Here is a 13,830-nt window from a genome sequence, read left to right as displayed (position 1 = left end):
CGCTCTGGGCGCTTTTCATATTGGTTTCTCTTGTATTTCCCACAGAGTTAGCGAGAACCTTTCCGGTCAGAGGGGGGCGTTCAGTTGGCTAGAAGCACTGAAGTTGGCGCAATTTGGAGGCGATGGGACCCTCATGTCCACGCGCCGGGCACTCAATTGAACGACCAGTTCGATGGAGAGGACCCTTGGGAGGACTATGTCGCGAAGCTCGAACAGGCCAGGCCAACGATCGAAGTCATCGGCCTTACCGATTACTACAACACCGACACTTATGCCCGACTGCGTGTAGCAAAGGACAAGGAAGGTCGCCTACCCGATTGCAGGACGCTATTTCCGAACATCGAAATGCGCCTAGGTTTGGGCACTGCCGCGGGCTCGTGGGTTAACGTCCATCTGCTGGTATCGCCAGAGGATCCCAACCATCTGGACGAACTTAATCGTATCTTGGCGGGTCTGACGTTCAGTGCTCTCAACGACCGATTCAGCTGCACGCCCGCCGAGCTAGAAAGACTCGGATTCAAAGCCGATCCAACCATAAAGGACAAAGTTACCGCACGGCGCCACGGGTCAACGCAGTTCAAAGTAAGCTTCGAACAGCTCAAGAGTATCTTCAACGATTTCGGCTGGGCTCGCGACAACATCCTGGTGGCCGTCGCAGCGGGCTCCGACGGCACTTCTGGAATGCAGGATGGCGCCGATGCCACCCTGCGCCGCGAGGTAGAAAAGTTTGCCAGCGCAATTTTCTCGGCCAATCCGAAGGACCGTGATTTTTGGCTGGGCAAAAAACTCCCGCGCGAAGAGTTTGTGCGGAAGTACGGATGCGAGAAGCCCTGCTTGCACGGTAGCGATGCACACACATTGGCTCGAGTAGGCGAGCCAACCGGTAATCGGTTCGGTTGGATTAAGGGCGCCCCGGCCTTCGATGCACTTCGGCAAGCCTGCATTTCGCCCCACAGAGCATTCGTGGGTGTGACGCCGCCGAGTGGTGCATCAGATTCGCAAGTAATCTCGCACTTTTCGATTGAGGGCGCGGCTTGGGTGAAAACCCCATCGCTACCTCTCAATGCCGGTCTCATTACTATCATTGGCGCTAGAGGTTCGGGCAAAACAGCCTTAGTTGAACTCATTGTCGCTGGCTGTGACGCGATTCCGCTACCGCTCGACGCATACAAGCAATCGTTTCTCTTTCGGGCACGCGACCTATTGACGGGCGTGGTCGTTAAGACCGATTGGGCGTCTGGCGAGGCCGATGATCGGACATTGGCTGACGTAACTGAAGACGACGATTTCCAGATTAAGCGTGCGCAATATCTATCGCAGCAGTTTGTCGATCGCCTGTGTGCGTCCGACGGGGTTTCCGATGAGCTGCTAAATGAGGTGGAGCGTGTCGTCTTTGAGTCGCATTCGGTTGCAACCCGAGATGGGGCAACTGATTTCGGCGAATTGCTCGATCTCCGCGCGGCTCGTCATCGTGAGGCTCGGTTGCGCGACGAGACTGCACTGCTCAGTCTCTCGGAGCGGATTAGCGACGAGATCGAGAAGACGAAGAGCATTGACGGTCTGCAAAAGCAGATCATCGAGAAGGAGCAAAATCTAGCCCGCTTCACCAGCGAACGGGGGCTGTTGGTTAAGAAAGGCGATGCGGCGACGAGTGAACGCTTTGGCATCGTGTCGGCCGCCGCAGAGAAGGTGCGCGGTAATATCCGGTATTTCAGCATCCAGGAGCAACAACTTCTGACATTGCAGGATGAAGTCGCCGATTTTCGTTGCAACCAGTCGCCGGAAGCTTTGCGGCGTCTACAATCAAAATTCGGATCAGCTGGACTCGCCGGGCAAGACTGGGGGCCGTTCGGCACGGATTTCATAGGGGAAGTCGGTGATGTGCTAACGGCGCGCCTAAAAAAGGCGCGCGACGCTGTCGCCGCGTGGAAAGGCACGCCGCTTGCACCTGGCGTCCCGCCCGTTCCGCTTGCGGACACAGTCGACCTTGAGCAGCATACGCTGGCAGTGCTCGACGCCGAGATCGACCGGCTCAATCAGATCATCAACATCGACAAGGCGACGCAGGACAAGTTCGCACAGCTGACGACCAAGATAAATGGAGAAACCGACGCGATCGGCAACCTAAAAGCTCGCTTGGACGATGCCAAAGGGGCCGCCGCTCGACGCGAGGGTTTGGTTGAGGAACGGACCAAATCTTACGAAAGCGTGTTTGCTTCGATCATCGCTGAGGAGAGGGTCCTGAATGACCTATACTCACCAATCGAAGAGCGATTAAAAGCTTCGCCGGGGACGCTCAACAAGCTATCCTTTTCGGTCCGGCGCACCGCTGACGTAGAACAATGGGCCCGGGCTGGTGAGGCATTCGTTGATCTACGCAAGAACGGGCCCTTCAAGGGTGAAGGTACGCTTTATAAGCTTGCCGAAGAGTACCTGCGCCAAGTGTGGGAGACGGGCTCCGCCGACGAGGTGTCAGACGCGATGCAGCAGTTTCGTATCGCTCATGACAAGATATTGCTCGCCAACTCCCGGGTCGCCCAGACCGATCCCGTCGCACATCGCGCATGGCTCAAGTCTTTCGCTAAATGGCTCTACAGCACCGACCATATCTCAGTCGGTTACTCCGTCGAATACGACAGTACGGACATTCGCAACCTGTCACCTGGCACGCGTGGTATCGTCCTTTTACTTTTGTATCTAGCGTTGGATCGAACAGATGATCGCCCCCTCATTATCGATCAACCGGAGGAAAATCTCGACCCGAAGTCCATATTTGATGAACTCGTGCCGCTCTTCGCCGAAGCTCGACTTCGGCGGCAAGTCATCATGGTCACCCACAATGCCAATCTTGTAATAAACACCGACGCCGATCAGATCATCATTGCGGAGGCCGGAACGCACGCGCCAGGCCAATTGCCGGCGATCAGCTACACCATGGGCGGGCTCGAAGAGGTCCACATTCGTGACCGTGTTTGCGCCATTCTGGAAGGAGGCGAGGATGCCTTCAAAGCCCGTGCTCGTCGACTGAGAGTGTCGATCTAGATGCGCGATCGCAGTGTGAGAGCGTCCGCTTCGGGTGCTTTCGATACCGGAAGATGCCATCCAGCAAACACCTCATTTCAGGCGGTAATCAATCCATAGAGGATCTGCCGAGACAGCGAGCGCGACACTACTGAAGCCCGCGTCTGTCCCTGACGATGGAGTAGGACTTGAATGCCAGCCTAGCTTTCAGCAGAGCAACGCTCGCACTCGCCAGCCCGGCTTTCTCCAGTTCGTTCTCCAGTTCGCTGCGCGTAACAGGTGCGAGGCTACCGACGATAATTTCGCGCAGGACGAGATCATCTCCCTCGTTCCCAAAATTTGCAAAATAATTGCCGTCGGAAGGATCTGGTTCATCTAGGTGAACCAGGACCCTTGTTTCGCGCTCATATTCCCACTCGCCAGACTTCGTGGAGAGGAATTGCATGGCATTCGCTTCGTCGAGCTCGTCTTCCGCCACCGCCAAGCGCGACTTTCTGTAGCGCACTTTCACTGCTTTTTCGTCCGGAAGGTCGAATCCAAGGCAGAGGCCATGGTGTTTGTCGCCGTAGTGACTCCACAGGAGAGAGCTACGCCAGCTGTCACTGAAACACAGGACGCCGAAGCGGTCATTCATCTGCTCCTTCCATTGCCGAAATGCAAAGCGGTGTCCCCTGTCTGCCAGATCGGCACCGAGTAGTTCGAACGGATCATTCAGATCGGCGAAGCGGGCGACCTTGAGTCGTCTATTTCTGACAGCCGCAAGTCCCCACTCGGCTGGCATGAGATGATATACACGCATTGCGACGACCTAGCATTTGCTGCTGCGATTTCGAGTCCCGGGATAACGGCGAGCACGCAGGTCCGATTTTGCCCCACTGGTTCGCCGCTTCTCCTGCCTCCTGATGGACAGGAGGCGATCTCTGGATGATCAATCTTTGGCCCATAACGGCACATACATGCTCGACCTAAGGACTACATTATCAATATGTATTGCAAACATAGTGAGGATGTGTGATCAGAGAGTGGAGATATAGATTATGGAGGGCGAAGGCGTTGAGCAGGAAGAGGGAAAAATTCGTCGAGCTGGCAGAAAAGAGGGTCAATAATGCGATCAAGCAGATCCAGTTGATCGGCAATCTGTCCAACGCCGGTAACTACGAATTCAGTGAATCGGATTACCAGAAAATCTTCCGCGCTATTGATTCGGAAGTCCGTGAAATGAAACGGAAGTTCACAGAGGGCGGCACCGGCTCGAAGGGTAAGTTTTCGCTGGGGGGAAGAGACTAATGTGGCATTTTCGTGAGGCAGCGTATGAGGACACAATTGCCGAGTCGAAACTCAGCGAGTTTTTCTCCGGCAAACCCAGCGAGGCCATTGTCCGCGAGTCCTTCCAGAACTCTCTCGATGCCGTCGAAGATCAATCGGCGCCCGTACGGATCGTTCTCTCCCTGGGGACTGCTGACCCCGCCAGCTTCCCGGAAGCCTACACTGCTCTTGGCGAACACTGGCAAGCTGCCGGCCGCGACACGGATGCACCGCAATCATCGCGCTATCTGTTGATCGAGGACTTCAACACGAAGGGTCTCCTCGGACCGATCGACAAGGAAGAGAAGCCTCACGAGAGCCTGTACAGCTTCTGGTGGGAGGAAGGGCGCTCGAACAAACGCAAGGGAAGCGGAGGAAGCCACGGGGTTGGGAAGAGCACGCTTTCAGGTGCCTCGAACTCCAATGCATTCCTTGCCCTTACCCGCCGGTTGGACGGGGAAGAATTGCTCGTCGGATACTCGATCCTTCCGCCGCATGAATTAGGGCCGAAGGAATATCTTGGCTACGCCAGGTTCGGCAAGCGGGTGAACCGGCAGAGCGATGGCGCGCGTGTGATCTATCCCTACACAAGTTCTGCAGATCTGCACTTGCTGCAGCGCTTTCGCGAGCACACCCGGTTGCGCCGGTCTGACGAGAACGGACTTTCTGTATTTATCCCCGACGTCCGGAACGAGATCAGCGAGGACTCGCTGCTCAGGGCGGTGGTCGAGAACTTCTTTTTCCCGATCATCAAGCGAAGTCTCGTCGTAGAGATCAGGGACGCTGTGACCGGAAACTCGGTGACCCTAGACAAGGCGAACATCCTCGGGATCGTTGAAGCGGGAGACTACAGTGCCGATTTCCGTTCGACGATCGAGGTGTCGCTGGAAGCGACCCGTCTCGCACGCAAGAACGAGTTTTATTATCTCCGGAGCGACTTCGGCTTCTCGAACGACGCCGGCCTTTCCGTCGACGCGTTCAGCGATGCGAACGTCAACAAGATGCAGGAAACCTTCGCACTTGGCGGAGTGGTATCGGCGCGTCTCGCCATCCCTATTACGCTAGCGGGCGGGCAGACCGTGCTCGGTTACGCGGACCTCTTCGCGAGGGGCGGGGACAAGGGTGGCCAGAAGACATACAAGGCATTCCGGGGTAATATTCTGATCGAGAAAGAGAAGTGTCGCGCCGCTCAGCCGTTCTCGGTTCTTATTCTCGATATCTTCAACGACGACGATGGCAACGAGCTTTCGGAGTACATGAAGTATGCCGAAGACCCCGGACACACCGAGTGGAAGAACTCTGCCCAGCGTCGCAGCCAAGGCCGGTATGCATCCTCGGAATACTGGCAGCGGCACCTGGTTCAAAAGCTGGGAAGTGCCTTCATTGCCATCCTTACCGGCACGGACGATCAGGAGCAGGTCGAAAGTTTCGCTGACGACATATTCTATGTGGAAAGGGAGGTTGAGCCGGAAGCTCCGGGCGTGAAGGGGGGCACTCACGGCAAGAAGCCCGGAACTGTCACGCCGGTTCCGCCCGATATCCCGCCGCCGTCTCCCCAGTTGTTCCGTATTCAGAAGCTGGCCGATGGGCGCGCTGCCATCTCGGGTACCGAACATCTGCGGGAAGCGATTGAGACGTCCGGGCCCGTTCGCGGAAGAGTATGGGCAGCGAACATCATCTTCGGAAAGAGCAAGTCCAACTGGCGCAAGCATCACCATCCCTCGGATTTCGATTTCGCTGAAGAGGGCGTGATCGACAGCAAGGGAGGCATTGTTACCGTCAAAACTCCGAACAGCCTCGATTTTGTTGCCGAGAACGATGATTTCGAGATCGGGTTTACCGGGTTTGATCCCAATCGCGACGTGCACATCGACGTTCGCAAGGTCGCGGAGGCTGCCCAATGACCGCCGCCAGCCTCAACTTTACCCAGCGTCGCAAAATCAAGTCCGCCTTCGTGGACATTCGTGTTCTTGATCGAACAGAGTCCTACATCCGTGTCAGGGTTGGCGTGGATGCAAAGGTTCTCAAGACCGGGGAAGACTACCGCTTGGTTCTCGATGGCTTCGATCGCGGTCGCCACCAGCGTCACACAATTGCGACCCCGGCAGGAGAGGACCTCGATTTCGCAGGATTTCCCTCCGATGCCTCGCTGAGATTCAAGGTCCGGCAAGTCGCAACCGGTGCCGATGAAGGCCGGGTGATCGCCGCTACTGCCGACATTCGTCCCGTCGAGATTGAAGGCAGGATCCAGAGGGAACCGTTCATAGTTCCTGCACTGGAGGATCTCGGTGCATTGCCATGGTGCATTCAGTGGGACGATGTCGCCAATCCCCGTCTCGTTCTCAACCGCAGGCTTGAAGAGAAATTCGGATCATGGCGTGATCCCGTCCTCCAGTCGCTATATCTTCCCGCCATGCTCCGGGAGCTTCTCACCGGGCTGATCCGCCGTGTCGAAACCGAGGAGGATCTGGACGAGGGAACGCTGGGTGGAAAGGTTGTGGCATTCTGCAAGGAACGCTTCGATGCAGAACTGCCTTCTGGGGCATTCGGCGGGCCAGATGGAAATCCGGACGACTGGCTGGAATGGGCCGAACATTGCGTCGTGGAGTTTGCTGAAACGAAATGGCGCAGAGGCAAAACCCTGTTCGATCTGATGCTGGAGGAGGGAAAATGAGCGATTTTGCTAGCACCCAGGTCATGCGCTTTACCCCTCAGGGAATTTCAGCGGTCCGTCTCGTGATCGAGAGCCTTCGCGACCAAGCTTCCTCAAAGAAGGGGAGCCTGGGCACGCCTATCTCGTCCGATGACTTGGATACTCTCGCGCAGCTGGCGCTCAGAGACGACCTCACGGAGGCTTATGAAGAAAAGCTGGAGATCGATACGAGCAGGCAATTCGCCAGCCGCTTTGACATGGGGTGCTACCTTGCCGGCATCGTGACCCATGGGAAGGCCGAGCAGGATGATGGACTCTGGACCTGGATCAGTATGGTCTATCTCGCTCAGCTGCTCGCGCGGCGCAAGGACGGACAAGCCCTCCTTGGCAGCGAGTATCGGTATATTCCGGATAACAACCGGCTGAGGTACTATCGCCATCTGGCGAAGATGGCCTGGTCCATTTACAGACAGTACGGCGAGAAATCGAAGCTGTTTCTCTCGGTGCCCTGCAGCACGCATTCGGATTTTGTCGAGCAGTCGCAGAAGGACGATGTGCGCTCCAATCCGCACCTCATCGATCTTTGTCTCGATCTTTTCTACGACCAGGAAGCAGAGAAGCTGAGGAAAGGTGTGGCGGGCTCGGAAAAAACTCCTGGAAGTTTCCGGCGCCTGGTGTCCGTCATCTCTCCGCAACTCTATATGAACTTCGATCTCTACGAGATGCCTTCGGGAAGGATCCGGGACATTCTGCCGCGGGAATTTGAAAAGTGGTTCTCCAAGGTGGTCTGATATATTCCGCGTGGCTGCCCTTGCGGGCGACCTGCTCTATCCGCTGCGCGGACCGGGCCTGTAGTCCCGGCCCATGCGGGTGACGATCAGGAGCAGTTTTTGGGTTGAGCGGGAGGTGTTGTGGACGCGCTCTGTCCCGCGCTGCGCGCTCCTGAAGGCGCGGCGTTCTGGTTTGTCCCGCAGGCACGCCTGCCTCTCTCATTGCCGGACGCCCGCTGGCCCACAGGTCCGCGCGCAGGGCGTCCGGCGGCTTCGCGCCGTGCAGGGGTGCCGTTGTTGGTGCGGATCGCGGCTACGATCCTTGACGCGGGAACGCCAAGGGCTTTGCCCTCTCGTTCCCGAAACCGCAAACAGATGCCCCCGGGTGGCGGGCTCGCGCCCGCTGGCCCGCGCCAGGGCATCGGTTTGCGGTTTTCCCTCCCCCACCCATCCTCGCCGGATGGCAGGCCGCATGGCGGGGCCATGCGTGCTTGCCGGGATGAGGGGGTGGAGTCTGGGCGGGCAGGGCTCTGCGCCTTGCTCGTGGAAGTACCTCGGCGCAAATCCTGTGGAAACCCGGTTGACGGGACTCTTGCGGATGTTCTGCAAATGTTTCATCACTGGGTCTGAATTTGACATCCTGTCCTTTCCGGACCCAGTGGAGATGCCCGTGCTTGATCGCCGCACCGAGTTTGCAAGACTGAGGGAATGCGCCGGACTGTCGATCGAGGAGGCGGCGCAGCTGCTGCATGTCACTGAACGGTCGATCAGGCGCTACGAGACGCCGGGGCCGCGCGGCACCGACCCTGCTCCGCTGGCGATGGATTTTGTGTCGAGGATGGCGCGGGCAGCAGCGAATGTTTCCTTCGTGGAGCGGGAGAAACCCGCGTTCCGCTTCATCGATCTCTTTGCCGGAATTGGCGGCCTGCGGAAGCCCTTCGAGGAGATCGGCGGCCAATGTGTGTTCACGGCGGAGTGGGACCGCTGGTCGCGCAAAACCTATGCTGCCAATTTCCCGGACAATCCGTTCGATCACGAATTTGCCGGAGACGTCCGGCCCTATGCCGAAGAGCCGTGGAAGGTTCCGGCGCATGATGTCCTGCTGGCAGGATTTCCCTGCCAGCCCTTCTCGATAGCCGGGGTCTCGAAGAAGAACGCGCTCGGGCGGCCGCACGGCTTTCTGTGCGATACGCAGGGGACCCTGTTCTACGATCTGGCCAAGATCATCGATCATCACCGTCCGAAGGCCTTCCTGCTCGAGAACGTGAAGAATCTGGAGCGTCACGACCAGGGGAGGACCTTCGCAACAATCATGCACGTCCTGACAAGGGAGCTTGGCTACAGGGTCGAGTACCGGGTAATCAGTTCGGCACCCTGGGTCCCGCAGAAGCGCGAGCGCGTCTTCATTGTCGGGTTCCGTGAGGAGACCGGCTTCAGCTTTGACGATCTGGAGTTTCCGGACGTCTGCGATCCTGTTCTGGGGGACATCCTCGAAACCGATGTGCCCGCCAAATACACGCTGAGCGAGCATCTGTGGGGCTACCTGCAGGGCTACAAGGAGAAGCACGCGAGGAAGGGCAACGGCTTTGGCTATTCGGTCTTCGGGCCGCACGACGTTTCGCGCACACTCTCGGCCCGTTATCACAAGGACGGCTCCGAATGCCTGGTCCTGCAGCCTGGCAACCGGCCCCGCAGGCTGACGCCGCGCGAGTGCGCCAGACTGATGGGCTTTGACGAACCGCAGGGCAGCGAGTTCATCATCCCGGTTTCCGACACGCAGGCCTATCGCCAGTTCGGCAATGCAGTGGTTGTGCCGGTTGTCCGCGCCGTGGCGAAGATCATGGCGCCGCATATCGTCGGGCAGCGGATTGTTCCCGAGGCGGTAGCAGAACGCGTGCGCGAACCGGCGCTTGCCCATGGCTGACGTGGTCTCGCCGGCTGTGCGCAGCCGGATGATGGCCGGAATCAGGGGCAAGGACACGAAGCCGGAAATCATCATCCGGCAGGGCCTCCACGCGCTCGGATTTCGATACCGGCTCCACGACCGCAGGTTGCCCGGCAAACCCGACCTGGTGTTCCCGGCGCGGCGCGCTCTGATCTTCGTGCATGGCTGTTTCTGGCATCGCCACGACTGCCACCTGTTCCGGTGGCCCTCGACGCGCGAGGATTTCTGGCGCGCCAAGATCACGCGCAATTGCGAGAATGACCGGAGGCACTCTGCGGCGCTTTCGGAAGCGGGCTGGCGACTGGCGACCGTCTGGGAGTGCAGTCTGAAGGGCAGGACTCGTCTGCCCCATGGCGAACCTGTCCGGCTGCTCGCCGGCTGGCTTCATTCGGACCAGCCCTCTATCGAAATAGCCGGGCAGGAACCGGACGGACGGAGAGCGGATGACACAGCAGTATGATCTTTTTGCCGGGGATGGCAGCGGCCTGCTTGCCGAACTGCTTCGGACGTCGCGGAATGTCTTCCTCAAGAAACTGTCCAACAACGACCGGGACTGGGCACAGCGGAGCAACAAGCACCAGGGCGGTGTATATGTACTGCCTGCACAGCGCGACAGCGGCTTCTTTCCGCCGCTGGAAGTCATGGAGCGCGACGATCCCGAAGCCGACGTGATCAGAGAGGTGCTGTTCCGGACCGAATGGCCCCAGTTCGGCGAAGAGAAGGTGACACGGCTCGTTCACTACACGGGCAAGGGCCAGGAAACCCACATGACGCGGGTACCGAAGGCTGCCTTTGCCGAACTTGCCCCCGCGTCCTGGCTCGTCATGGCAAGGGCTGATGACGCAGGCGAGCCGCGCTACATATGTCTTACGGTCGATTCCAGCACCGAGGATGCCACAGTCCTGCTCGACACACTCGGGATCGACCCGGGATTCGGCGCGGGGATCGTGGATCCTGCCGAGGCGATCGCGATGGAACGCGACCGGATACTCGATTTCGCCGAAGAGGTCGCGCAGGCCTGGCTGGCAGGCGACATCGCCGGCTTTGCCGCGGGCAGGGCATCGATGCCGGCAACCGCACAACTGGCGCAGCTGGCGCGCGAAAGCTTTCTCGAGCGGCACCGGCTTGCCTCTCTCAACCCGTTCGAACTCGAGTTTCCGGGCGACGCGGTTCGCGAAATCAGCCGTAAGATCGAATGGGACCTGTTTCGCGAGTTCCAGCGCCGCGAGCGCGGTGTCGAGCTGGTCCGCAAGGTGCTGGGTGATGATGCGGTAACTCTCGACATGAGAGGCGTGGTCAGGCGCCTTGTCGATGCTGTAGGCGAGGTGGACCGGCTGATGCTGTCAGCAAGCCAGCAGCGCAAGTCGCGGGCGGGCTATTCCTTCGAGCACCATATCGAGGCGATGCTCGCGGCAGGGGATATTCCCTTTGCGAAGCAGGTCGTGATGGATGCGAAAAAGCGGCCCGACTTCGTGCTGCCATCGCTAGCCCATCTCATGAAGCCGTACGAGGGCGCGCAGCGCGGCCTGATCCTCAGCGCCAAGACCACGCTTCGCGAGCGCTGGAAGCAGGTCCAGAGCGAGATGGGCAGCAGCGACCTGTTCCTTGCCACCGTCGATGAATCGATTGCGGCCAACGCGATCGAGGACATGGCCACTATGGGGATCGCCCTGGTCGTTCCCGAGAGTCTCCGGAAATCAAAAGACACCGAGTACGTGCGCCATTCCAACGTGATCGACTTTGCAACGTTCTTTCGCGGGGAACTGCAGGACAGGCGCATCCCGGCCTGGGCCTGACAATCCCCGGTCAGGCCATCCGGCTGGTGAGCGGAAGGTTGCGTGCCTGCGGTTTGAAATTCTGCTCCAGGGTGCATTCTGAATGCATCCGGGGCTGGTTTCCCAAACTGGGGTCAGGTCGAACCTTGCCAGTTCGGAGACTGGAGAGGAGCGCGGTAAAGGACAGACCCGTCTGGTCCGCATCGTTGAGAGGCGTGGCGGGTTCTGTGGTCGAACCAATAGCACGGCGCATTGCGAAAATGACTTGATTGGCGATTGAGCCTCATGCCTCGACCGCAAAGCCGCAACCAAACCGGTAAGGTAATCACATATGGATAGTGCTGAATAGATATGGACAAATTCACCCTGCTCTGGCATCCAAGCAGTTCAGGAAAATTCGCCAACGTAAAATACGGGGGCATTTTTTGATCGAAAATGGATTAGAAAAAGTATAACAATTGCATATACTTAAATAATCGGTCCTCTTCTGACGCTCGCATAGCCAGCAAACGAGCGGCTGCTCTCGGGAGTGCGTCGCTTCCACTCAAATGTCAGCAATTGGGTGGATAGCTGACAGACGTTGACGCCTACCTACACACGGACCATCCAAGCACGTATGGTCCATTCGCTCATCGCAGTTCTTCTTTCCCTACAACCCTTGATCACAGCCATTCCCGACCCTGAAACGCTGCCACCCGAACAACTGGGAGAGGTGGTGCTGTCCTCTCGGAACGAGCATCCGATCATGGCTTTCGAGATCCAATCGCCTCGCGGCATGAACCGGCAGACTTCGCTCTTCCTTTACGAAAGGCCGGTTCCCAGTCGGGCGCATTGTATGAGAACCCAATGGCGCGCGGCGATAAATCCAGCAGGTGAGATCGGCGGGCAAGCGGCCTGGTGGGTCGGGTCGCTTAAATCCGACCTTCAGCTCGCCTTGATCTCTCCTGATGGGGAATGCCCGGCCACAAATTATGTGACCTTGGTGGGTGCGCATGAGTCAGACCTTGAAGTGATTGCGTGGGCGCTCGAACGCTACAATGCATTTCTCGACGTCAGTGAATCGTTTGCTCCGAACTGCACCGGGCAAGGTCGGATGCAGGAAATCTGTTCCAGTTCAACAGGGCTACGTGACTGGTTGAACACGAAGGTGGTGCAGAGCGCGATTGTCGGGGACGGGAGTGTGACCCTGCGGCTCGACCGCACTACCATTGTCGGGTTTTCAACGGAGAACCCGGGGGCAATGGCGATCTCCATCCGACCCCCTGTCCCATTTTGAATATACTGAAGCAGCAGCAAGCTGTCGGTCCGCTTTCGGTCGGCGCCTCTCACGGTGCAAAGGTCCGATATTGGGTCGTCAGCCGACTGGCAGCTTTGCGTCCGCTCGTTACCTCAAGCGGACAGTCCGGAACTGGCCCAAAAAATTGATCTTGAAATAGGCAGCTGGTGCGCCCGACATGATGATAATGGGCACTGTAATCATTGGGAGATTTCGGCTCCGCTGAGCCGATAACATCCACTTGGCGCTCGAATTCGTCCATTGTGTCTGTCTGGAAGCGGTTCCAAAGACTAACCGTTTGTATAGGCGAAGTCGGCGGCAGCTTCTCGTCCCGATCCCGGACATAGGAGGTCGAAGTCTCACTTCCCCAAAAGCGGACCGCTCGGTTCTTCCGCCGTCCGACCTCAGCCTATGGCAACTTTGAGGCGACGGGTGGTGCCCCCTGACGGCATCCATGTGCCCTGGTTGGGGGTGTTTACACAACACTAGCGAAAGAGGCGCCCATGGAAGATGTTAGCAGGATTGGTCACCATGGCCGACGCCTGCTGATCCTCGGCCTTGATCGCTGCAAGAGATTGAGCCTAGTTGAATAGGGCATCCTTGAACTGGGATTTGCGGCGCTGGGCTTGAGTAACCTTGATCGACTTCCGCCACTTGTCTAGTTGTCAATAATATTAAGGGACTCACAAACACTGGCTAGCTTCGCGCCCAGAGCGCGTCGATTACCGGACAATCGGGCACATCGGCGCCGTCGCATTGCGCCGCCACTTCCGAGAGGGTTTGCTCAAGCTTCATCAGATCTGCAATCTTGCTTTTCACACCTGCGATATGGTGGCGTGTCAGCTCCAGCACCTCGCCGCAGGTATAGCCGTGAGAATCGACGAGACTCAGCAAGCTGCGCAATTCGTCGATTGAAAACCCCAGTTCCCGACCGCGCAGGATGAACCCTAGCCGTGCCTGATCTTCGGGAGAATACACTCGGTGGCCGCTCGTCGTCCGTTCGGACTGATTGAGTAAGCCGATGTTCTCGTAATAACGGATCGTTTCGATATTGCAGCCTGTCCCCCGTCAGCACCTATGGCACA

At 58.2% G+C, this 13,830-nt stretch carries 11 protein-coding genes; 9 read left to right on the top strand and 2 right to left on the bottom strand.

All coding sequences use genetic code 11. The annotated features are described in order from the left end of the window. Positions 1 to 84: 84 nt before the first annotated feature. On the top strand, positions 85 to 3,042 hold the full coding sequence (locus tag ACWIKC_RS00290) for a TrlF family AAA-like ATPase (protein ID WP_454598150.1): 2,958 nt from the start codon (positions 85 to 87) through the stop codon (positions 3,040 to 3,042). 127 nt (positions 3,043 to 3,169) lie between these two features. Here ACWIKC_RS00290 and ACWIKC_RS00285 read toward each other — a convergent pair whose 3' ends face one another. Beyond that, positions 3,170 to 3,820, bottom strand: a complete 651-nt coding sequence (locus ACWIKC_RS00285; RefSeq protein WP_454598149.1) for a DUF2971 domain-containing protein — start codon at positions 3,818 to 3,820, stop codon at positions 3,170 to 3,172. Between the two features lie 254 nt (positions 3,821 to 4,074). On the opposite strand from ACWIKC_RS00285, the gene ACWIKC_RS00280 reads away from it, so the two are divergent. The 8 genes from ACWIKC_RS00280 to ACWIKC_RS00245 all read left to right on the top strand — a co-directional run bounded on the left by ACWIKC_RS00280 (position 4,075) and on the right by ACWIKC_RS00245 (position 12,745). Then, positions 4,075 to 4,308, top strand: a complete 234-nt coding sequence (locus ACWIKC_RS00280; RefSeq protein ID WP_454598148.1) for a hypothetical protein — start codon at positions 4,075 to 4,077, stop codon at positions 4,306 to 4,308. Further along, positions 4,308 to 6,230 (top strand): hypothetical protein, encoded by a 1,923-nt coding sequence (locus ACWIKC_RS00275; RefSeq protein WP_454598147.1) that lies wholly within the window; start codon positions 4,308 to 4,310, stop codon positions 6,228 to 6,230. Before ACWIKC_RS00280 ends, ACWIKC_RS00275 begins: the two co-directional genes overlap by 1 nt. Further along, the gene (locus ACWIKC_RS00270; protein WP_454598146.1) at positions 6,227 to 7,000 is read left to right on the top strand and encodes a hypothetical protein; all 774 of its coding nucleotides are present in this window, start codon (positions 6,227 to 6,229) and stop codon (positions 6,998 to 7,000) included. The genes ACWIKC_RS00275 and ACWIKC_RS00270 overlap by 4 nt, the downstream gene beginning before the upstream one ends. Then, positions 6,997 to 7,770: a hypothetical protein gene (locus tag ACWIKC_RS00265; protein ID WP_454598145.1), complete on the top strand. Its 774-nt coding sequence runs from the start codon at positions 6,997 to 6,999 to the stop codon at positions 7,768 to 7,770. Before ACWIKC_RS00270 ends, ACWIKC_RS00265 begins: the two co-directional genes overlap by 4 nt. 559 nt (positions 7,771 to 8,329) lie before the next feature. Continuing rightward, positions 8,330 to 9,673: a DNA (cytosine-5-)-methyltransferase gene (gene dcm / locus ACWIKC_RS00260; protein WP_454598144.1), complete on the top strand. Its 1,344-nt coding sequence runs from the start codon at positions 8,330 to 8,332 to the stop codon at positions 9,671 to 9,673. Continuing rightward, positions 9,666 to 10,154 (top strand): very short patch repair endonuclease, encoded by a 489-nt coding sequence (locus ACWIKC_RS00255; protein ID WP_454598143.1) that lies wholly within the window; start codon positions 9,666 to 9,668, stop codon positions 10,152 to 10,154. Before dcm ends, ACWIKC_RS00255 begins: the two co-directional genes overlap by 8 nt. After that, on the top strand, positions 10,138 to 11,490 hold the full coding sequence (locus ACWIKC_RS00250; RefSeq protein WP_454598142.1) for a type II restriction endonuclease: 1,353 nt from the start codon (positions 10,138 to 10,140) through the stop codon (positions 11,488 to 11,490). Before ACWIKC_RS00255 ends, ACWIKC_RS00250 begins: the two co-directional genes overlap by 17 nt. A gap of 595 nt (positions 11,491 to 12,085) precedes the next feature. Next, positions 12,086 to 12,745 carry a hypothetical protein gene (locus tag ACWIKC_RS00245; protein WP_454598141.1) on the top strand — a complete coding sequence of 220 codons (660 nt, stop codon included), beginning with the start codon at positions 12,086 to 12,088 and terminating at the stop codon, positions 12,743 to 12,745. Between the two features lie 696 nt (positions 12,746 to 13,441). Here the strand turns inward: ACWIKC_RS00245 and ACWIKC_RS00240 are convergent. Further along, the gene (locus ACWIKC_RS00240) at positions 13,442 to 13,768 is read right to left on the bottom strand and encodes a MerR family DNA-binding protein (RefSeq protein WP_454599515.1); all 327 of its coding nucleotides are present in this window, start codon (positions 13,766 to 13,768) and stop codon (positions 13,442 to 13,444) included. Positions 13,769 to 13,830 lie beyond the last annotated feature (62 nt).

The sequence above is a fragment of the Qipengyuania sp. SM2507 genome, assembly GCF_053714505.1.
This window is presented reverse-complemented; position numbering and strand designations above follow the sequence as displayed.